This window comes from Turicibacter bilis, from assembly GCF_024499055.1.
Lineage (GTDB): Bacteria > Bacillota_I > Bacilli_A > MOL361 > Turicibacteraceae > Turicibacter > Turicibacter bilis.
Genome location: NZ_CP071249.1, coordinates 2,560,902 through 2,582,773 on the forward strand (window position 1 = coordinate 2,560,902; position 21,872 = coordinate 2,582,773).

The window sequence follows — 21,872 nt, forward strand, 5'->3', positions numbered from 1 at the left end:
CAGATTTTTATAGCTCTCTAATTTTCACAACACGAATTTCATCACAAGAAAAAATACAAGATGGAATTTGAATTTTGTATTTTTTAGTACTTCATGAAATTTAATTCAACTGAGTTTAAATTGGGTTAATTTAGTTGTTGAAATTTCTTCATCGAACTTTGATTCAACTAATTTTAGGCAGGCGATTAAACAGAGTTCTTTTGACATAAACCTATTTTTTAGCAAGTCTTCTGTTAAAGATGATGATATTTTATATTTCTAAAGAAGTTATATTAAATTATCGGTTCACTATTTCATAGAGCAAGTCTTTTTAAATCCTTGTGAAGGTGACAAAAAAACAGAAGATTGAGAAGCTAGTGGTTAAATCCAGAGAAAAAAATGTAAAAAATCCATTGTTTTTATCTACAAAAGGAACGCGTTACATGGGAAACAATGGTTTAATATCAATGATTATCTGCTATAATAAGTTTATGAAATGGAAAAATGTGTAACGTCAGAGGGGTGTTACATATATGGAAGGGAGATATCTTCTTATGGCTAATGTATTTGCTAATAAAGATGTATTCAAAGAAGCGTTTCAAACACGTGTGGAACAAATTTATGGGGTTAAGTTCGAAGAAAGTACACCACATCAACGTTATTTCACGCTTGGGACACTTGTTCGTGAGTATATTTCATCAAATTGGATTGAGACAAATGAGGCAATTGCAGAGGGGAAACACAAACAAGTCTATTATTTCTCAATGGAATTTTTGATGGGACGTTTATTAACTAATAATATTATGAACTTAGGTATTCGCTCAGTGATTGAAGCTGGGATGAATGAATTAAATATTGAATTAAATGAATTAGAACGTATTGAGGCTGATGCGGGTCTTGGTAATGGAGGACTTGGACGTTTAGCAGCGTGCTTTATGGATTCGATTGCTTCATTAGGATATCCTGGGCATGGAAATGGGCTTCGCTATCGATATGGTTTCTTTGAACAAAAAATTATTGATGGTTATCAAGTAGAGGTTCCAGATAAATGGTTACAACGTGGCTATGTTTGGGAAGTTCGTAAATCAAATGAATCAGTTGAAGTTCCATTCTATGGACAGGTGACAGTTGAGCACGTTGATGGAAAAGACGTATATAAACATGTTCCAACTGAGTATGTTCGTGCCGTACCTTACGATGTTCCTGTTGTAGGCGACATTTCAAATGGTAATAAGACGGTGAATACGTTACGTTTATGGTCATCAGAACCAACAGAAAATAAATATCCAGATCATCTTTCAGCTGTTGAATATGAAAAAGGTGTTCGTAATATCTCAGAGTTCTTATATCCAGATGATTCAACAACCGAAGGAAAAATTTTGCGTTTAAAACAACAATATTTCTTTGTTGCTGCAGGGGTACGTTGGGCAGTTCGTCAACACAAAGAAACTTATGGAACGCTTGATAATTTCCATGAAAAAAACGTGTTACATATCAACGATACACACCCAGCGTTAATCGTTCCTGAATTAATGCGTATTTTAATTGATGAAGAAGGTTATGGTTGGGATGAAGCATGGGAGATTACGCAACATTCATGTGCTTACACGAACCACACAATTTTAGCTGAAGCGCTTGAAAAATGGCCAGTTCGTTTATTCCAACCGTTATTACCACGCATCTATATGATTACAGAAGAAATTAATCGTCGCTACTGTTTACAATTATTAGAGCTTTATCCAAATCAACCACAAAAGGTTGCAGAGTTAGCGATTATCGGTTATGATCAAGTTCGTATGGCTCACTTAGCAATTGTTGGGTCATTTAGTATCAATGGAGTAGCACAATTACATACAGATATCTTGACACATATTGAAATGAAAGATTTCTATGATATGTATCCAGACCGATTCAATAATAAAACAAACGGAATTACACATCGTCGCTGGTTATTACATTGTAATCCGGAATTAACAACTATTTTAGATCAGGAAATTGGAACAGGATATCATACAAATACATTTGAACTAGCGAAGTTAGAGGAAAAAGTTAAAGATAAAGCAGTTCAAGAAGCTATTACGAAAATGAAATATGCACGTAAAAAAGCATTAGCAGAACGTATTGAACGTGAACAAGGAGTTAAATTAGATCCAAATTCTATTTTTGACATTCAAGTAAAGCGTCTTCATGCGTATAAGCGTCAGCTATTAAATGCGATGCATATCATGTATTTATATAATCGTTTAAAAGAAGATGAAGTATTTAAAGCGAACTTCCATCCTCAATCATTTATTTTTGGTGCAAAAGCAGCTTCAGGGTATTATTTTGCAAAGAAAGTTATTAAGTTAATTAATTCAATTGCCGAAAAAGTAAATAATGATCCAGATACATGTGACTTATTAAAAGTAGTCTTTGTAGAAAACTATAATGTGACATATGCAGAGTTAATTATGCCAGCTGCCGATTTATCGGAACAAATCTCAACGGCTTCAAAAGAGGCTTCTGGAACAGGAAATATGAAATTTATGATGAATGGAGCTCTTACAGTCGGAACAATGGATGGAGCGAACGTCGAAATTCATGAATTAGTTGGAGATGACAATAGCTTTATCTTTGGTTTAACTGCAGATGAAGTAAATGACTATTATCAAAATGGTGGCTATAATCCATGGGATCTTTATAACTCAGACTCACGCATTCGTCGTGTGCTAGATCAATTAGTAAATGGATTCTTAACACCAGATACAGAAGAGTTCCGTGATATCTTTAATGCAGTCACACATAACGGAGATGAATACTTCGTATTAAAAGATTTCGATGCTTATGTTCGTGCTCAAGAAGCTGCAAATCAAACATATAAAAATCGTAAAAAATGGATTGAAATGTCAATGATTAATATTGCACGTTCTGGTAAATTCTCATCAGATCGTACAATTGAAGAATATGCAGACCAAATTTGGCATTTAGAAAAATTAAAGTTTTAATAAATATCAATAGAAGCAACTCTTTTTAGGGTTGCTTTTTTGATGTGCTAGTATCTTTTTAAGGAACTAAAAAAGATACCCTCAAACGAGAGTATCTCTAAATAGATTTAGCCAATAATTGATTCGTATAAGTTTGATTTGGCTGCAAAGTATTTTGTTGAGGCATCAGCATAAGCTTTGTATGTTTCCTCAAGTGTTGAGAAGTCATTGTTTAATCCGTTGAAGTATTGTATAGCCTCACTCGGTTTTTTTGTGTAAAACATCTCTTCTGTTTTAGATAGCTTTGAGTTTAATGCTTCAATTTGTTTATGTAAAAGTGATAATTCATTTAGACGAGTTGTTTCTAATTCAATAGCTTCATCTGCTAATTTTTTTTGCTCAGCTGATAATTTGGAAGTAGTATTTTCTAACTTATTAGTTAAATCCATATTTATTAAGTCTGTTAGCTGTGACTGTAATAGTTGAGTATTTTGATAAGCTATATTGAATTGTTCAAAGGTAGTTGTTACATCTGTTTCTTCTGTGTAAGTTTCTCCAATTGTAATTAAGTTCTGCACAGATGATTGTAATTCATTTAAATTTTGTGCCATTGATTGAGTATTTACTTCAATATTTTGTTCAATTTTTGTATCAATATTACTTAAGGCTGTATAGGTTCTTGTTTCAGGAACCTGATATGAAAAGGCAGCCATTAATCCAATCACTAAAATAGCAAGTAAAATAACGATTGATAATGCTTTTTTCATGATGGGTACCTCCTAAATTTCATCACTATGGAAGAAGTTTCGAGTAAAGTGTTGCTCTGGATTATAAGGTAAGAATTCATACCCTAAACTTTGATAATATTCAATAACACGTGGTAAAACTTCTAATGTTGAATTTTTTTCATGGAATAAGACAACTAAGTTGGTTGCATCTTTTCTTAGCTCTGTATAGTGTTGAACATTTTCAAAGACTTGGTTGGCATCAGTATATTTCCAATCAAGAGAATCAACGTCCCAATCCCAACATTTAAATCCTGCTTCATTTAAATCTTTAATATGTTCAGGTTTGAAAGTGCCTCCTCCAGTTCCATAAGGTGCACGACATAATTCACTTTTGAATCCACCAGTTATTTCTTCAATTAAAGCTTGCTCTTCTTTTAATTCAGCAACAAAGTTAGCAGGTCCATTCTCACCATATAAGTGATTGTAGTTATGAGTCATTGTATGCATTCCAATGTAATGACCTGAGTCCTTCATACGTTGTAATAATTCTTTTGAGTTAGCGTTATTACTTATAGAGGTTCCTAACACAAAGAATGTTCCTTTAACATTATACTGGTCTAAAAGATCCATTATTTTTGAAGCGTTATTAGATGGCCCATCATCAAATGTTAAATAGACAAATTTAGCTTCTTGATTGTGCCAGCGTTTAATTGGTGTTGTTTTTTCAAATGTTAATTGTTCAACAGGCTGTTCATTGTAAGTTAAATGTCTGCGTTGTTGCGAGAGGTTGGCAAAAAGTCCTCCTACAATGATCGCAACGATTACCAAACTAAATACGATATAAAATAATGGTGATGGTTGCTTTTTAGTTGAGTAGTAGCTTCGATTATAGTTTCCCATAAATAATCTCCTTTTCATTTAATGTATGTCTAATTGTTCATTATTTTCTAATATAATTAGATCTTCCTTCACTGGAAGGCATTTTTTAAGATAATGAATAAGCTCTTGTTTGGTTTTAAATTTAATTAATTGATATGGATAAATTGGGGCATATTTTTCTAAATAGTATAAATCAGTAGCTGTATAAAATAAAAGTCCTGATTGTTCAATATAAACTTGGTTATGACTTTTATCATATATGAAAAGATTGATTAACGATAATTGTTCAGGTGGATGAAAAGATAGTGTTCGGCTTTTCCAAGTCTTTTTAATTTCATTAATCATTTGTTGTTGATCACTGTCAGAGACTTCAATAGGAGCATAAAGGGCTGTAAAGAGTTTGAATTGATCTGAAGATAAAGTAGCATATGGATTAGTTTCTATCAGATCTAAATCAAAACTAGAGATGTTAAATATTGAATCTGATTGAAGTTTTAAATAATGATTAAATAGGCGAAAGGACAAAAGTTTAGAATCCAAATCATAATAAGGTAAGTTGTTTTCATACCAGGTATCCATCAACTCTTTAGCTGGATACTCAATTTTAGAAGTACTCATCTTTGTTTTAATGAGTTGATCTTTCTTCATCATATTATTGTAATCAGAAATAGTATTCCAAAATAGTGTTAAATCCTTTTGAGGAATCGTTTTGGGAATGAGAGTTTCTAATAGTTGTTTTGATTGTTGATCGTCAAGATTAGAGTAGGTATAGGTGTCTTTTTTTACAAGGTAACCCCCTATGAGAATAAGAGTTAATAGCCAAAAGATTATTAGTTTACGTTTCATTTAAGTTCATCTCCATCGGTAGATTGATGATGAATTCAGGATAGCCCATATATCCTGGGGCGATTTCATAACGATCAAAAGAAATAACAACTTGTCCTTGTTCATTAATATAAAATTTTTCTTCATTTTCAAGAACTTCAAAAATATTAATCTCATCAAAGAAGAGCATATTTTCATCTTCTTTCTTTTTAGATTCAATTTGTTTATAGATTTCAGTTCCTACTTTTGTTAAATAATCAGGACCAAATAATGTCCGAAGTGTGATGTGACCTCCAGTTTGTAAATCAACGTTGTAGTAGTATTGTTCTTTATCAACTGTAGAGTAAGGAATATTCTCATACTTTTTAATGATAAATGATAGATATCGATCATTATAGAACGTTGTTTGATAGTCAACCTCAACTAATAATGGTTCGATTTGAGACGGCTTGTATCCTGCTTGAATGTAAGTATCATAAAGTTCTTTAGCTAACTGTTCTGATTTAGAGACGCTGAAATCAATTTGTTTTTTTATTTCATAATTGATTCGATCTTCGAGTTCATTATTTCCTGTATTTTCAAGCACAGGGATCCTAACATAAATATTTTTCATCTCATCCATTGTTTGATAGTTTCTAAAGGTTAAGACTTTAACGATCTGAGTTAAGAGTGGAATATCTGATAAGTTGCTAGCTAACACAGGGGAGGTGTTTAAAAGAATCACAAAGACAGTAGTCATTGCAAGGGTTAGAGGAACAAGAAGTTTAAAGAAATGTCTTGTTGATCGAGGTGGAGAAGTTTCATTAACGGTTTGTTGGATGATTTCACTTAAGTTATCAGGAACTTCAATCTGGTCATATATTTTTTTCGTATTTTTAAGCTTATTCATAAGGGTCAATCTCCTTATAATTGAGTTTTAATAGTTTTAATGCTTGGTAAAGTCTTGATTTAACCGTACTTAAGTTAGTATTTGTAATAGTTGAGATTTCTTCAAGAGTCATTTCTTCATAAAACCTTAAAATGATAATTGTTTTTAGTTTATCGGGTAATTTATTGACTTCTTGGTATAAATTTAATTCATCCAAGTTGTATAAATCAGAGTGTGGAATCTGTTCAATTTCTGATGAAAAAGTGAGTAGTTGCTTATTCGTTCGAAGATAAGTCAGACTTTCATTAACGAGAATGCGATAAAACCATGTTTTAAGAAATTGAATATCTCTTAAAGATTGATATTTAGTTAAAGCTTTATAGATAGCATTTTGAACAGCATCAAGCGCTGCTTGTTCTTCACGCGTATAACTATATGCAAATCAATAAAAGTGCTCTTGATTTGTTGTTACAAACGTAACAAGCTGTTCATAAATATCTTCCTTGTTATTTATTTTGAACACAACTGTGAATCTCCTTCCAACCTCATCCTGTTAATTTAGTTATCTTTAACAGTCCTCCATTTATTAGACGTATATTTGTCTAAAAAAGTTTAAATAAAATAAAAAAAATGTTCTTTTTTAGCTTATTTTATGTAATTAAAGCAAAAATAATGGTTAAAGGAGCGGTATTAATGGAAAAACGCTGTGAATTATGCGAACGTAGTGATATCAAATTAACCAAACATCATTTAATTCCAAGAGAAGAAGGTGGAACAGAAAAAGATATTGTCATGATTTGTTCAGATTGTCATCGGCAAATCCATGCTTCGTACTCAAATCAAGAGTTAGCACTTCGATTATTTTCTATTGAAGCGTTAAAAAGCGACGAAAAATTAAAAAAGTTTATTCGATTTATAAAGAAGCAACCTGCATCAAAACGGATATCTATTGCCAAGTCTAGAGATAGAAAGTGTAAATAATTGATAATTGATTTATTAAGGGCATAAGATAGTATTTATAAGCCATTAAAAGAGGGAAGATTAAAAAGTTGAATTTCATATTTCAGTTTGTAGTTTGATGGTGTTGTAAAAAGAAGAGTTTGTTTCAAGGTTAGTATTGCAAAGTATGAACTATATGTTAGGGGGATGTATCGTGGAAGTATAAATCTCATTCATTTTTTTCTAGAGTGCGGTCATTCAGTTTATAAAAGTTCTAATAGGTGAAGCAATGAAGGAGGTAGCAGTTTAGGAGCCAAGTGAGTATGGAATGTTAAGGATAAAATCTTAATTTAGATAGTTTCGTTTTAAATTGTGCTCCTAGACGAGTACATACTGGTGAGGAATAGATAGATTTGAACGAGTGTATAATCACTTAACAGAGGTGTTAACAGCATCAGCTATATAAAAAAAGACTGCGAGTCTTTGCAGTCTTTAGTATGATAGTTGATAAATTAAGAAGCGTTCTCGGTGATCACGTTTGTAGTTAGGTAAAGTGATTTCTTGTTTCAGTGTAAATGCGGTACGATGTTCAAGGAAGTATTGATATTCATCTGAAGCATAATAAAGAATTAGTTCAACTTCTCGAGGCGTATTTTCTAGTGAGATTAAAATATTTTCCACGATCTTTCTAAAAATTTGAATGGAGAATGGATTAAAGAAATAGAATTTGTTATCTGTTGGTTGAATGAGGTAGTCTTCAGCTAAACAGCAATAAAAATCAATGCAATCTTTTGGGCGACGATGTTTTTTTAGATAGTTATCTTTATTTCGCATTGCATCCTCATAAAAGGTTTCGTTTAATTCTATTCCTATGACATGCGCATGAAAATAATGTTGGATATAGAAGTTTAAACGTCCTTTTCCACACCCGTAATCAACGACATGGTCGGTTGATTTGAGCTGATATTGTTCAAATAAATAATTTAGCATCTCATAAGGGGTTGGTTCATATCTGTGATAAAGATGAGAGGTATGATATTTATCAACACCACTTGTTTCAATATTTAATAATGTTTCATAATCTTTTTCATTCATTTCATTTATCCTCATTTATTGTGATGATTTAATTGTATGAGTTTATCCAAAAAGTTTCAAGAGAATATGTGTGGATAACTCATAAAAAGGAGAGATTTAATTGAATAAGTCTAATAATAGAGTTCAGATTAAAAGCCCTAGCTTTGAGGAGTTAGGCTATGTCAAAAAGCTTTGAGCAGATGAAGAGACGATGCGTGATGTTGGTGGAATCATTGAATTTGTACCCGAGCGTCATCAAAGTTGGTATGAACGTATGGTGAAAACTAGGTGATGGCTGTAATGTCTATTGTTTGGTTTATAACGAAAATCAGAGGCCGTTGGTGAGATTAGTTTTCATTGTTATGATGAAAATGAAAAAAGTGCCTCGTTTAATATTAAGATACAAGCTCGTTATCGAGGGAAAGGATATGCTAAAGCCACAATGGATTTAATGCTTGATTATTATTTTAATGAGTTTGGTGGCGAAGTCATGATCGATGAGGTCATAAATGAACGTGGGATTCGCGTCCTTATGAGTTATGGTTTTGAAAAGGTAGATAAAACTGAAGTTGGAATATTGTTAAGATTAACAAAAGACAAGTTTAATCAAATTCAAAAGAGTGACTAAATGTTACTCTTTTTTAGGATGACATTGACGTTTGATGAATATCTTTTATATAATAGAAAGCTGTATGTCATTTTTATAAAAGTGAGGTTATCGATGAAAGATTTAAGACAAGAGTGGTTAGGGAACACAAAAGGTGATATTTTAGCAGGAATTGTTGTGTTTATGGCGTTAATCCCAGAAGTGATGGGTTTTATGATTGTAGCAGGTGTTGACCCGATGGTTGGGGTGTATGCAACGTTTTGCATGACGATGATTACGGCTATTTTTGGAGGTCGTCCAGGGTTAATCTCAGCTGCAGCGGGAGCTATGGCATTAGTTTTAGCAAATTTAGTTCGTGATTATGGGATTGAATATATGTTTGCAGCAACTATTTTAACGGGGATTTTACAAGTTATTTTTGGATATTTAAAAATAGGGAATTTATTAAAGTTTATTCCTAAACCAGTGATGCATGGATTTGTGAATTCACTTGGAATGATGATGTTTATTTCGCAGTTAGAACATTTCCAAGGAAATCCTATCTTATTGCTACTAGGTGTAATTGGAATTGCGATTATTTATTTATTCCCTAAAGTAACAAAGAAAATTCCATCTCCAATTGTGGCAATTACAGTTGTTACAACAATTGTGCTTGCATTTAAAATAGATATTAAAACGTTAGGAGATATGGGACGATTAACAAGTGAATTACCGAAGTTCATGATCCCTAATGTGCCATTTAATTTAGAGACGTTATCAATTATTTTTCCATATGCGATTTCGTTATCGATTGTAGGGATTGTGGAGTCATTATTAACAGCGCAGTTAATTGATGAAATCACTGAAACGTCGAGTCATAAAAATAAAGAAACAGTGGCACAAGGACTTGCTAATGTAGTGTCAGGATTCTTTGGTGGGATTGCTGGTTGTGGTATGATTGGTCAATCAATGGTGAACTTGAATTATGGTGGACGCGGGCGTTTAGCGAGTGCAGTCGCAGGATCATTAATGCTAGGCTCAATGATCTTATTTAGTCGATTTGTCATTAAAGTTCCTGTTGTTTCACTAGCGGCAGTGATGGTGGTTGTTTCATTGACCACGATTAATTGGCAATCGTTCAAGCGAATGCATAAAGTTCCATTAACCGACAATGTAGTGATGTTAACAACAGTAGGGATTGTGGTAATGACACATAACTTAGCTTATGGAGTTGTGGCAGGAACGTTATTAAGTGCTATTTTCTTAGGGATCAAAAGTTCAAAAGTACAAGTAATTAAAGTGGATCATACTTATATGGTTAGTGGGCAATTATCATTTGCCTCTGCTTCCGACTTTATCGCTGCTTTTCATTATCAAGATGAAGACAAAGCAATAACGATTGATTTTACAAATGCTCGTCTTTGGGATGAGTCAGCAGTTGATGCTATTGATAAAGTTATGCTTCGCTTAGACAAAAATGGTATTGAAGCAACATTAAGCGGATTAAGTCCAAACTGTAAAGCATTAGTTGAGAAATGTGCACTTCATAATAAAACAGATGAATTAAAAACAGTCTCAGTACATTAAAAAGAGCGGTAAACCGCTCTTTTAATTTGTCAAAAAACATGATAATTCGATATAATAAAGCTAAATTTAGATGAAGGATGAGGCAATATGATAGGTGCAGGAGAAATTCGGGTGAAACTAAAGCATAACCCAAAACAGTTATATGAACATCAAGTAGAGGCATTAGAGGTATTAAAAGAAATAGATCAGCACGAGTCATTTAAATCGGTATTAGTGATTCCTACAGGTGGAGGAAAAACATTAACTGCTTGTTGGTGGTTATTAAATGGTGTACTGAATAATAAGAAGAAAGTTTTATGGTTAGCACATCGACAACTTCTATTAGAACAGGCGGCTAAGACTTTTGAGCTAAATGCTTATGCAGATGTGATGACTAATCGATGGGGATTTAACTATCGAATTATTTCTGGTACTCATCAGTCAACTCAAATGATTGAACGTACGGATGATTTATTAATTGTCAGTAAGGATAGCTTAGCTAAGCGTGTGAAGAGTTTAGATCGTTGGTTAAAAGGTGAAAAAGAATTGTATATCATTGTAGATGAAGCTCATCATGCGAGTGCACCAACTTATGAGAAGATTTTAAATCATCTTCAGACTAAAGTTCCGAATATGAAATTACTTGGGTTAACGGCGACCCCTTTCCGAAGTGATGCCCGTCATCTAAGTGAAGTGTTTCCAGATGATATTGCCTATAAAATTGATTTAACAGATTTAATTAAACGAGGGATTTTATCGCTTCCTCATTTTGAAGAATGTCAAACAGATTTAGTTTTAGAGTTAACGAAAGAAGAACAAAAAAAGTTAGAGCTTGAAGATTGGATTCCATCTGAGATTGCCATTAAAATAGCGAAGCATAAACTTAGAAATGCTATAATTGTTAGGCAATATGATTATAAAAAATATGGACAAACCATTGTTTTTGCGATTAATCGAGTCCATGCCTTAGTCTTAAAGTCATTATTTGAAAAATCAGGTGTGAAATGTGGGGTTATTATTTCCCGGGAAACTGATGATATTTTGGAAATGAAACAATTTGGTGCAGAAAATGAGGCTGTTATCACGGCTTACCAATGTGGGGAAATCAATATATTAATTAATGTCAATATTTTAACGGAAGGGGTAGACCTTCCTCAGACTCGTTCTGTTTTTTTAACCCGTCCAACGACTTCAGCAACATTAATGACGCAAATGATTGGTCGAGCTTTACGCGGAAGTAAAGCAGGTGGAACTAATGAAGCCTATATTGTCAGCTTTATTGATGATTGGCAAGATAAGATTAATTGGGTGAATGCAAAGACATTGATGAATGAACAGAAAGAGTTACGAGAAGGAGAGTTGAGTGATCGGGTCGAAAAGATTTATGAGCAGATCTCATTGGCTAAATTAGAGGAATATATTCATTTATTAGATGCAAGTATTGATACAACTCAACTCGAGTCGATTCCGTTCATTAAACGAATACCATTAGGGATGTATGCCTTTACGCTTGTTGATCGAGGGATTGAACGGAGTCATCAAATTTTAATATACGATAGTACGAAGCGTCGCTACGATCATTTGATTGCACAGTTACCACAGTTCTTTAATTATCATCAAATTAAAGGTGAGATTACTTCACCTCATTTATTACAAAAGTTAAGTGATATTTGTGCACGACGTTGCTTTTTAGGTGAGCTCATTCCCGCCTATGATGAACGTGATGTTAAAGCGTTGCTTCAATATTTTAGTGTTCATCAAGAAGCGCCACCATTTATTCCATTTGAACAATTAGATCGTGAGCGTGTGGATTTATCGAAGGTGGCTCAAACTATTATTGACGAGCATTTGACGCGTTCAGAGCAACGTGCTTATATCGATCAGTTGTGGAATAGCCCAGAGTCTTTATTCTCTATTTATTTTCATAAAAAAGTATTTTTTATGCGACAACTAAATATTGAATTGAGAAAATTAGTGGAGGGAGAGACACGTGGAGTTAGTTAATGTCTATGATATTGCAACATTTTTATCTGTTATTGACGTTTCATATATAAGAGAACGACAAATCATTAGTGAATTATATCGGGATTTACAATATGAAGGATCTTTGAATGAGTTTATGTTAAACGTTGATGAGCAATTAGAACAATTAGACGTTCAAGTGATGAAAGAGATTGATGAATTACAATCACAAATGAAAAAAAATCTAATTAGTTGTCACTTTGAAAAAGATATGGCACACTATTTGAAAGTTATGAAACTTAGGATGCAATATACTGAGGCTGACTATGTGAAAATCAAGCTACGCACTCTTTTAAAGCAATTAGGTTATAAGCGCCGCAGTGATAAATTAGTAGCGGAACTAAATGAGATGTTTCAACAATTAGGTTTAATGGTTTATAAAAAGGGTGGAATTTTAGGTGATTTATCTGAATTAGCATTAGATGAATTTATGACCATTCGATTAAGGAGTGAATAAGATGTTTAAAAAGCAGATTCAATCATATGTTCCGATGAATGAGCAAGAAGTACAGGATCAAAAAGTGATATTAAATTATATCAAATTATTTGAGCATAATATTTTAACAAGAGAAAATGAATTTGCACATCTGACAAGTTCAGGATTTATTTTAAATGAGGCAAGAGATAAAGTTTTAATGATTTATCATAATTTATATAATAGTTGGGCTTGGACAGGTGGGCATGCTGATGGTGAGGCAGATTTATTAGCAGTGGCAATAAAAGAAGCTAAAGAGGAAACAGGGGTTACAAATATTCGTCCATTAAGTACAGAAATCATGTCATTAGATATTTTACCGGTTTGGGGTCATATGAAGAAAGGGAAGTATGTAAGTTCTCATCAACATTTAAATGTTTCTTATTTATTAGTTGGAAGTGAGGAAGATGTATTACGTATTAAAGAAGATGAGAATAGTAATGTCGGTTGGATTCCAGTTAATGAAATTGAAACATACTGTCAGGAACCACAAATGATCCCTATTTATCAAAAGTTACTACAGCGTGCAACAGTTCTATAAAACAGTTGTAAAATATAAAAGAAAAGTCTTAGAAAACATGTTTTTCTGAGACTTTTTTTATTTATGTAAAGGGTCAGTTTTATTTTCAAAAATGTTCTTTTTGTGTTCTATGTAAAAATAATGGTGAAAATGTTGATTTTTGTATAGAATTTGGATATAATGCTTTCGTAAGTAAAAAGGACTAAAATTATCCAAATTTAGGGATAAGATTTTAGCGGAAAAATTCAATGGCCATATTGAATAGGAGGGCATGAAAGTGAAAAAATTAGCAGCATCATGTGCAGTATTATTTGGACTATCATCAATGGTAGCTTGTTCAAATGGAAATGAAAATCAAAACGAACAAGAAAACAAAGATTTAGTGACTTCAATTGAAAATCCAGTTGAAATCGAATTCTGGCATGCTATGTCAGGACCAAACGAAGCAGCAGTTAATCAATTAGTTGAAGATTTCAATGCGACAGTTGGTCAAGAAAAAGGAATCACAGTTAAGCCTATTTATCAAGGGGCTTATAATGACTTAAAATCAAAGGTAACAGCGGCAATTAAAGCAAAAACAGCACCAGCTATTTCTCAAGCATATCCTGATTGGGTAGCAGAGTATTTACAATCTGGAGCGGTTGTTGAATTAGATAATTATATTTTCCATGAAGAAGTAGGGATTGAAAACTTTGATGATATCGCTGAAGCATATCGTAAAGAAAATAGCCAATACGAAGGGAACAAATTTTACTCTTTACCATTTAATAAATCAACAGAAGTTTTATACTACAATAAAACATTCTTTGAAGAGCACAATTTAACAGTGCCAACAACTTGGGCAGAAATGGAGGAAGTTTCTAAACAAATCACAGAAATTACTGGAAAACCTTCATTCGGATTCGATTCAGCGGAAAATGCTTTTATTACATTAGTTAAACAGTTCGGTGGAGAATATACAACATCTAAAGGTGAAGTATTATTCGGTGAATCTGATGCAGCTGTTGAAATGTTAGAAATGATTAAACGTAATACTGATGCTGGATACTGGCGTTTACCAGGTGAAGATAAATACATGTCTGGGCCATTCACAAGTGGTTTAGTTCAAATGTTTGTTGGTTCAACTTCAGGGGCTTCACATGTAATCAACGGATTAGCAGAGTCTGAGAATGCATTTGAGTGGTCAGCTGCTCCAATTCCACAACAAAGTGAAGATACTAAAGCAGTTATCCAACAAGGAACAAACGTTGTTGTTATGAAACAAGGGAATACAACAGATGAGCAAGTATATGCTGCTTATGAATTTGCAAAATTCTTAGGAACATACGATGCTAACCTTTACTGGACAATGAATACAGGATATTTACCAATTCGTCAAACAGTTGTTGACTCAGAAGAATATCAAAACTATATTGTTGAGTCAGGAGATATGACAAAAGAAGCTGGACCTGCACAATCAGACTACTACTTCTATGATGTTGTTTTCACAAATGATGACTTCACATCATATAATGTACGTACAGCTGCTGGGGTTGCAGTTGAAAATGTTGTATTAAATGGTATGGAACCAGCAAAAGCAGTAGAAGAAGCTTTAAGATCATTAAATTTAAAATAATCTTTTAATTGGGATAGTCTTGATGACTATCTCTTTTTTAATTTTGATTAATACCATTTTGTTTTTTGTCGAACTTTGTTATAATATTAAAAAGTAAATAGGTGAGGAGCTAGATGTTATGTTAGTGGATTTACATATGCATTCTTATTATTCAGATGGATCATTTTCTCCATATGAAGTGGTTGAATTAGCGAAGCAAAAAGGATTAGGATTTATTTCGATTACAGATCACAATACGATTGAAGCGCACGAAGAGTTTGAGGTAGCTTGTCAACAACTTGGTATGAAATATGTACTTGGTGTTGAGTTAGATTGTGTATTTGGGGAACGATCAGTACATTTATTAGCCTATGATTTTAAAGTAAATGAAGAATTTGCTGCTATTATTAAAAAATCACGTCATCAATTAGATCAAATGGGTGTTGATTTGATTAAGATTATGGAAAAAGAATATGATCATATTTCATCAGCTGATTATGAAGGTTATACATATGATCGCCGTTTAGGGGGATTTAAAGGTATTCATTATTTACATGATCGTGGATTTACTGAAAATGTGATGGATGGATTAAAAATTTATCGTGATTATGACGTTTTTTATAGTAACTATGACTTTCCAACGGTAGAAGAAGCGATTAAACACATTCATACTTGTGGAGGAAAAGCAGTTCTAGCACATCCAGGTAAGTATTATCGTAATAGTACGATGGAAGAGGTTGTTACTGATTTTGAGAAGTTATTAGCAAGTGAGATTGATGGAATTGAATGTTACTATCCAATTCATAGTGAGGAATTAACGGCGTGTTGTGTGAATTTCTGTGAAGAGCATGATTTAATGATTACGGTTGGGTGTGACTGTCATGGAGAGATGAGTAAAAAAGAAAACGAGTATGTCATGGGATGCATTCACAAAGATGAAACAGAATTAAAACTTAAATTTTAATTCTAAAAAAGCGAAGTTGAACTTCGCTTTTTTAGAATGTAACCGGTATCTCAACATGTGTAACCGTTAACAGTGTATATTACATGTATTGAATGTATGCGCTTTAGGTGGTATATTACCTAATGTAAACAATCTAAAAAAATTATGGGGGGCACCTAAACATGAAAAAATTATTGTCAATGGGCTTAATTGCTTCATTATCGGTAACAGGATTAGCAGCATGTGGAAATGAAACTGCTACAGATTCATCATCAAATACACCAATTACAGATGAATCTTCTAGCACAGCTAGTGGGGAAAAAGTCGAAATTAAATTATGGTTAGATAATGACGACTATGGAGCAGCGATGGAAACAGCAATTGAAGCTGCTTTACCTAATATTGATATTAACTTTGAAAAAGTAGGTTCAGTTGATGCCGTAAGTAAATTAGAATTAGATGGACCGGCTGGATTAGGAGCAGATGTATTCATCATGCCTCATGATCACATCAGTAATGCGATCAACGCTCAATTATTATTACCATTAGGAGCTGAAATTGGAGCAGATCTTGAAGATCGTTTCTTAGAATCTTCGGTTGGAACAGTTAAAGTTGATGATGCATACTATGGAGCACCTTTATCAACTGAAACTATTGCATTATTCTACAACAAAACATTATTAGATGAAGCTGGATTTGAAGTAGCTACATCATTTGAACAAATTAAAGAACAAGCAGCACAATATAATGATGAAAAATCAAACAAATTCTTAATTCGTTTTGATGCAGGAAATACTTATACAATGCATTTCTTCTTAACTGCAGGTGGATTTGAATTATATGGTCCAAACCATGATGATGCATCACAAGTTAACATCAATTCAGAAGGTGTTGTAAAAGGTTTAACATTCTATCAAACAATGAGAGAATATTTAAATGTACCTTATGCTGACCTTAAGTGGGATTCAATCGAAGTAGAATTCGCTAAAGGAAATGTTCCTTATGTTATCACTGGGCCTTGGTCAATTGGTGAAATCCAAACACAAGATGCAGGATTCGAGTGGGGAGTAACAACAATCCCAACAATTGATGGCGTACAACCTGAAACATTTGCAGGAAACATTATCGCTTCTGCTAGTGCATACACTCAACATCCAGAAGAGGCTAGACAAGTTATTGAATTCATGACTTCTGAAGAAGGATTACAAGTTATGTATGATGTTAAAGGAACAATTCCAGCATTAAAAGATGCAACAGTTATCGACGGTGTTAGTGAAGATCCATACATTATGGGAATCTTAGAGCAAGCACCATACTCTCAACCAATGCCAAGTTTACCAGAAATGTCAAGTTACTGGACAGCAGCAGAATCATTATACCGTCCTGTATGGGAAGGTCAAATGACTCCAGAAGAAGCAGCTGAAAAAGCTTTAGCAGATTATAACACTGCATTAGAATTATCAAAATAATTTAAAAGCACACACACATACACTAAAAGGCTATCTCATTTGAGATAGCTTTTTCTTATGTAATATAAAAGTATTATAGATGCTATGTAAAACCTTCTTTATTCAATTAATTTATCTGACATAAAGGTGTTGTAGTCTAATGAGTGACTAATATTCCTAAGTGTCAAACTTAGGAAAAAAATATATCTATATGAAGAGTAAGGATTTATTGAAAAGGGGTTTTTATCATGGATTTAGTTATGTCTGAAGAGATAAAAGCAAAATTGAAGGGAACAAAAACGGAACAAAATTTAAAAGATGCATTTGTAGGTGAATCGCAAGCATCAACGAAATATCGAATTTTTTCTGATGTTGCAAAAGAAGAAGGTTATGAACAAATTGCAGCCATTTTTAATGAAACAGCAGGAAATGAAAAAGAGCATGCGGAGGTTTGGTATAAGATTTTACATGCTGGCTTATCTGATACCTTAGCTAATTTGAAAGACTCAGTGAACGGAGAAACCCATGAATATACGAGTATGTATCCAGATTATGCAAAAATTGCTCGGGAAGAAGGATTTGAAGATATTGCCGTATTATTTGATCAAGCCGCTAAAATTGAAAGAGGTCATCAAATGAGATATGGAGAATTAGAAAAAAACATAGAGGAAGACAGAGTATTTAAAAAAGATCAGCCAGTCGTTTGGGAGTGTCGTAATTGTGGGAATCGAGTATATGGGAAAGAAGCGCCTGAACGTTGTCCATTCTGTGGCTATCCGCAAGGATTTTTCGAGTTGCCTTGTCATAATTATTAAGAAGCAGATAAGATACCTTATCTGTTTTTTTATCAAATATTTGGATTTATTTTCAATAAACAGGAATATTTTGGTATAATGTTTGATGGATGAAAGAGGTGGAGAGAGTGAAGAAAATTGGATATGTAATTGATGAGGCAATTGGCTATTTCACACCAGATATTTCCCGAATTAATCATCTTTTTAAGGTATATAGTTATGCCAAAACGATTGGGGAAATGGAAAATCTAGATGAAAAAATGCAAGAGATATTAGAAGTAACAGCTGTTCTTCATGATATTGGAATCAAGGTAAGTGAAGAGAAGTATCAATCTAGCGCAGGCTGTTATCAGGAGATTGAAGGGCCAGCGATTGCAAGAAAAATACTAGAACAATTAGGATATGATGAAGTGTTTATTGAACGTGTCTGCTACATAATTGCACATCATCATACATATCATGAAATTGATCGATTAGATTTTCAAATCTTAGTTGAAGCTGATTTTTTAGTTAATATTGATGAAGATCAAATGAGTAAGGAAGCAATTCAATCAATTAAAGAGAAAATTTTTAAAACTCGCACTGGAATTAATTATATAAACCATTTATATTTATGAAGCAGTAAAAGTGGAATTTGAGGATTATCTCAGACTTGCAGATTTATAATAGAGACATTTGTGGTGGATAATTCTTGTAATGAATAACGAAATAATTTCATAAAAATTTGGTATGCAAATATTTATGGTTTAGCGACTCAACTTAAGAACAAGCATGCTCACTTATAGATGAAAACTTCTTGATATGTGAGCACCAGGAATGATAGAGGAAATTAGGTGCTTCATATGTAGAGGATGATATTTATTTAATCGTGTACTTTAAATAAAAAGCGTAGAACAATATAGTTTTACGCTTTTTTTAGATGAGATGAAAAAAGACGCTCATCAAATAATGGCGTCTAATGATTTCTTATTTTATTTCTTGAAAGTATGCTTCTTCATTTAAACAGTTTTCTGATTTAGCAACGACAACAGCTGTTGCAGAGTCTCCAACAACGTTTAATGCTGTTACTAACATTTCTACTGGACGGTTAATCGCTAAGATTAATGAGTAAGCTAATAGTGCGGCATCATTTTGATATCCCATTCCAGATAAGACGGTAAATAGAATGACTGCTCCGGCACCTGGTGCAGCAGGTGTTCCGATTGAAGCAATTAATGCTAAGATGGCAATTAATGAAATACTTCCGAATGTTACGTCATATCCTGCACTTGAAGCGATGAAGATAGCAGCAATGACTTGCATGATTGCCGTCCCGTTCATGTTAATTGTCATTCCTAGTGGTAAGATGAATGAGGCAACTTCTTCATTTACTCCTAATTCTTCAGTTGTTGTTTTTGTGTTTAACGGTAATGTAGCAGCTGAAGATGAAGTTGAGAATCCAAACATGGCAACTTTTCCAATCTTTTTAACGAATGGCATTGGATTTAAACGAGTTGCAATTAAGATGAATAGGGCGTAACCAACTGTTAAGAATACTAATAAAGTAACAATGACTGTGATCACGTATGCTAAGGCTGGTTTTAAATGTTCAACACCGTAAATCGCAAATGTACGAGTTAATAATACAAAGATAGCGAATGGTCCGAACTTCGTAATTAAGAACGTTAAGAAGACGGTGATAATTTTATTGACATCTTCTAATAATTTTTTAAGAATTGAGATTTGGTCTCCTAAATGATTGATTGATAAACCAGTGATCACCGCTAAGAAGACAATTGATAAAATGCTTCCGTTTGTTGTAAATACTGAAGCAATGTTGTTAGGGATAGCTTTAACAAGGATTAATAATGGATTTGATCCTGTTGTTCCTGTTTGAGCTGTAATATTATCGATGCTGACGTTAAATACTCCAAGCTTATTTGCGAATAATCCAACAACACCTGCTAAAATTAAAGCGAAAAATGAAGTAGCTAAGAATCCAGCGATTGTTTTGTATGATAAGCGTCCTAATGTTTTTGTATCAGAGATACGGCACATTGCTAATGCAATTGATGTAAATACCATAGGTACAATAACTAATTGCATTGAGTTTAAGAATAATTGACCTAAGATGTAGAAGATTCCGATAGCATCCGTTGCACCTTCAGCACTAATATCTTGGAATAAGATTTTATTGATAGTCGCCCAAAGGTCAGCATTTCCACCTGCTAATAAGTTTTCACGTAACATTAAGAATAATGATCCCGTTACTAAACCACAGACAAGGGCAATGGCCATATGAATGGCTAAACGATTTTTATTTTGTTTTTTAGTCATTGAATAAGTCTCTCCTCTATTATAGATGTTAGGACCCAATCATCTTATTAGATTAAACAGGGTTAGTGTCTATAAGATGAATAAAAAAAGCCTTAAATTCCATTAGATATCACGAACTTAAGGCATAAATGAATACAGCAATATAACTAAAAGATAGACCAATACTATCATTTAGTATAAAATAACGACTATATTTTTCCTTAATTACTTCTCGTGAGTAATCTTAAAGGGTTCCTACTTGAAAATAAATATACTGATTTCTAGTCGTAGAGTCAAGCTTTTTTTGAAATAATAGTATAAAAAAGTCGTAACTCGTCGATTTGATTTATCTTTTTTCTTAGTTATCTTATTTTGGTAGACCTGTATACAAATGTTAGAGCATACTATCATTTGATAAAATAGACAATAAGTCACTAGATACTCTGAGGTGAGGTTGTGTTACAATAAAGGTGAACGCAGGAGTTACCGTAAGACATACTCAACCAATAGGAGAGATACTTATGAATAAGAAACTTGTTGCGATTATGACTTTTGTTCTTATTACTTTAGGAGCAACAATGACGGTTACAAGTCACAAAATAGAAGCAGAAAATCCGAATGAGGCAGCGATATTATCATCATTGATGCTACCACAGTTTAAAGAAAAAGATATGATAGCATCTATCGAAATAAAACAACCTGTAAAGGAAGAGACTCAAGTTTCATTAATACCTGATGAAACTAAAACAGATCATGTAGTTATGGCGAAAGAAGAACAGCTTAAAGGAGATTCCTCATTACAACCATTAACGACAGAGCCAACAGGTGGAACAGTAGCTGAATCCGTTGATGGATTTATGTCGTATGTTGAGCAGTTAATCTTTGAAAAGGTCAATCAAGAGCGTGAAAAAGCTGGATTATCACCTTTTGAGAATAATCAGATCATGAGTCAATATGCTCGAACAAAATCACAAGATATGGGTGAACGAAATTATTTTGCTCATGAAAATCCTGAAGGCGATTTAATGAGTGCCTTCATGCAACAGGATGGAATTACTTATCAAGCGTGGGGTGAAAATATTGCCTATATTGGAGGCGATATGAATGAAAGCCTAGAGGCATTAGCAGAACAATTTATGTCTAATTGGATGAACTCTAGTGGACACCGAGCGAATATTTTATCTACTAATTTTTCTAGTATTGGGATTGGTGTTTATCGATGTGGAGATAAAGTTTATGCTACTCAAGAGTTCTATCGTTAATTATATTACTTTAAAAGGTACTTCTATTGTCTAGGAGTGCCTTTTTATTATTAATTGCTTCAATTATTAAAATCATTTATTTCTTTAACATTTTTTTCTATAATAAAAGAGT

At 33.2% G+C, this 21,872-nt stretch carries 18 protein-coding genes and 2 pseudogenes; 13 read left to right on the forward strand and 7 right to left on the reverse strand.

Annotated features, from left to right (window positions below):
* The first annotated feature begins 533 nt into the window (after positions 1-533).
* A complete protein-coding gene (locus J0J69_RS12345) occupies positions 534-2,963 on the forward strand; it encodes a glycogen/starch/alpha-glucan phosphorylase (RefSeq protein ID WP_212725459.1) in 2,430 nt (809 codons plus the stop codon).
* A 107-nt stretch (positions 2,964-3,070) separates the two neighbouring features.
* On the opposite strand, the gene J0J69_RS12350 is transcribed toward J0J69_RS12345, so the two are convergent.
* The 5 genes and pseudogenes from J0J69_RS12350 to J0J69_RS12370 all read right to left on the reverse strand — a co-directional run.
* A complete protein-coding gene (locus tag J0J69_RS12350) occupies positions 3,071-3,709 on the reverse strand; it encodes a hypothetical protein (RefSeq protein ID WP_055243319.1) in 639 nt (212 codons plus the stop codon).
* A 12-nt stretch (positions 3,710-3,721) separates the two neighbouring features.
* Positions 3,722-4,570, reverse strand: a complete 849-nt coding sequence (locus tag J0J69_RS12355) for a polysaccharide deacetylase family protein (RefSeq protein ID WP_147614343.1) — start codon at positions 4,568-4,570, stop codon at positions 3,722-3,724.
* A gap of 18 nt (positions 4,571-4,588) precedes the next feature.
* Positions 4,589-5,395, reverse strand: a complete 807-nt coding sequence (locus J0J69_RS12360) for a DUF4300 family protein (protein ID WP_055304889.1) — start codon at positions 5,393-5,395, stop codon at positions 4,589-4,591.
* Positions 5,385-6,263: a DUF3298 and DUF4163 domain-containing protein gene (locus J0J69_RS12365; protein ID WP_055243316.1), complete on the reverse strand. Its 879-nt coding sequence runs from the start codon at positions 6,261-6,263 to the stop codon at positions 5,385-5,387. The genes J0J69_RS12360 and J0J69_RS12365 overlap by 11 nt, the downstream gene beginning before the upstream one ends.
* Positions 6,256-6,672: pseudogene (locus tag J0J69_RS12370) on the reverse strand (RNA polymerase sigma factor); the annotation flags it as partial. The pseudogene J0J69_RS12370 and the gene J0J69_RS12365, both read right to left, overlap by 8 nt.
* Positions 6,673-6,935: 263 nt before the next feature.
* On the opposite strand from J0J69_RS12370, the gene J0J69_RS12375 reads away from it, so the two are divergent.
* On the forward strand, positions 6,936-7,223 hold the full coding sequence (locus J0J69_RS12375; protein WP_055304887.1) for an HNH endonuclease: 288 nt from the start codon (positions 6,936-6,938) through the stop codon (positions 7,221-7,223).
* Between the two features lie 450 nt (positions 7,224-7,673).
* Here J0J69_RS12375 and J0J69_RS12380 read toward each other — a convergent pair whose 3' ends face one another.
* Positions 7,674-8,276: a class I SAM-dependent methyltransferase gene (locus J0J69_RS12380; RefSeq protein ID WP_055244737.1), complete on the reverse strand. Its 603-nt coding sequence runs from the start codon at positions 8,274-8,276 to the stop codon at positions 7,674-7,676.
* Between the two features lie 319 nt (positions 8,277-8,595).
* On the opposite strand from J0J69_RS12380, the pseudogene J0J69_RS12385 reads away from it, so the two are divergent.
* The 10 genes and pseudogenes from J0J69_RS12385 to J0J69_RS12430 all read left to right on the forward strand — a co-directional run.
* A pseudogene (locus J0J69_RS12385) lies at positions 8,596-8,883 on the forward strand (GNAT family N-acetyltransferase); the annotation flags it as partial.
* A gap of 93 nt (positions 8,884-8,976) precedes the next feature.
* The gene (locus J0J69_RS12390) at positions 8,977-10,428 is read left to right on the forward strand and encodes a SulP family inorganic anion transporter (protein WP_212725460.1); all 1,452 of its coding nucleotides are present in this window, start codon (positions 8,977-8,979) and stop codon (positions 10,426-10,428) included.
* 111 nt (positions 10,429-10,539) lie between these two features.
* A complete protein-coding gene (locus J0J69_RS12395) occupies positions 10,540-12,411 on the forward strand; it encodes a DEAD/DEAH box helicase (RefSeq protein WP_256637883.1) in 1,872 nt (623 codons plus the stop codon).
* The gene (locus J0J69_RS12400; RefSeq protein ID WP_055275619.1) at positions 12,398-12,886 is read left to right on the forward strand and encodes a hypothetical protein; all 489 of its coding nucleotides are present in this window, start codon (positions 12,398-12,400) and stop codon (positions 12,884-12,886) included. Before J0J69_RS12395 ends, J0J69_RS12400 begins: the two co-directional genes overlap by 14 nt.
* A gap of 1 nt (position 12,887) precedes the next feature.
* Positions 12,888-13,445: an NUDIX hydrolase gene (locus tag J0J69_RS12405; protein WP_212725462.1), complete on the forward strand. Its 558-nt coding sequence runs from the start codon at positions 12,888-12,890 to the stop codon at positions 13,443-13,445.
* 256 nt (positions 13,446-13,701) lie between these two features.
* A complete protein-coding gene (locus J0J69_RS12410) occupies positions 13,702-15,039 on the forward strand; it encodes an ABC transporter substrate-binding protein (RefSeq protein ID WP_212725463.1) in 1,338 nt (445 codons plus the stop codon).
* 118 nt (positions 15,040-15,157) lie between these two features.
* Positions 15,158-15,982 (forward strand): PHP domain-containing protein, encoded by an 825-nt coding sequence (locus J0J69_RS12415; protein ID WP_212725464.1) that lies wholly within the window; start codon positions 15,158-15,160, stop codon positions 15,980-15,982.
* A gap of 161 nt (positions 15,983-16,143) precedes the next feature.
* Positions 16,144-17,430 (forward strand): sugar ABC transporter substrate-binding protein, encoded by a 1,287-nt coding sequence (locus J0J69_RS12420; protein ID WP_212725465.1) that lies wholly within the window; start codon positions 16,144-16,146, stop codon positions 17,428-17,430.
* Positions 17,431-17,657: 227 nt separating this feature from the next.
* Positions 17,658-18,224, forward strand: coding sequence for a rubrerythrin (gene rbr / locus J0J69_RS12425; protein ID WP_212725466.1), 567 nt, complete (start codon positions 17,658-17,660; stop codon positions 18,222-18,224).
* Positions 18,225-18,331: 107 nt separating this feature from the next.
* On the forward strand, positions 18,332-18,820 hold the full coding sequence (locus tag J0J69_RS12430) for an HD domain-containing protein (protein ID WP_256637884.1): 489 nt from the start codon (positions 18,332-18,334) through the stop codon (positions 18,818-18,820).
* A 349-nt stretch (positions 18,821-19,169) separates the two neighbouring features.
* Here J0J69_RS12430 and J0J69_RS12435 read toward each other — a convergent pair whose 3' ends face one another.
* Positions 19,170-20,519, reverse strand: a complete 1,350-nt coding sequence (locus tag J0J69_RS12435) for a dicarboxylate/amino acid:cation symporter (RefSeq protein WP_212725468.1) — start codon at positions 20,517-20,519, stop codon at positions 19,170-19,172.
* Between the two features lie 500 nt (positions 20,520-21,019).
* On the opposite strand from J0J69_RS12435, the gene J0J69_RS12440 reads away from it, so the two are divergent.
* Positions 21,020-21,760: a CAP domain-containing protein gene (locus J0J69_RS12440; RefSeq protein ID WP_212724729.1), complete on the forward strand. Its 741-nt coding sequence runs from the start codon at positions 21,020-21,022 to the stop codon at positions 21,758-21,760.
* Positions 21,761-21,872: the final 112 nt, after the last annotated feature.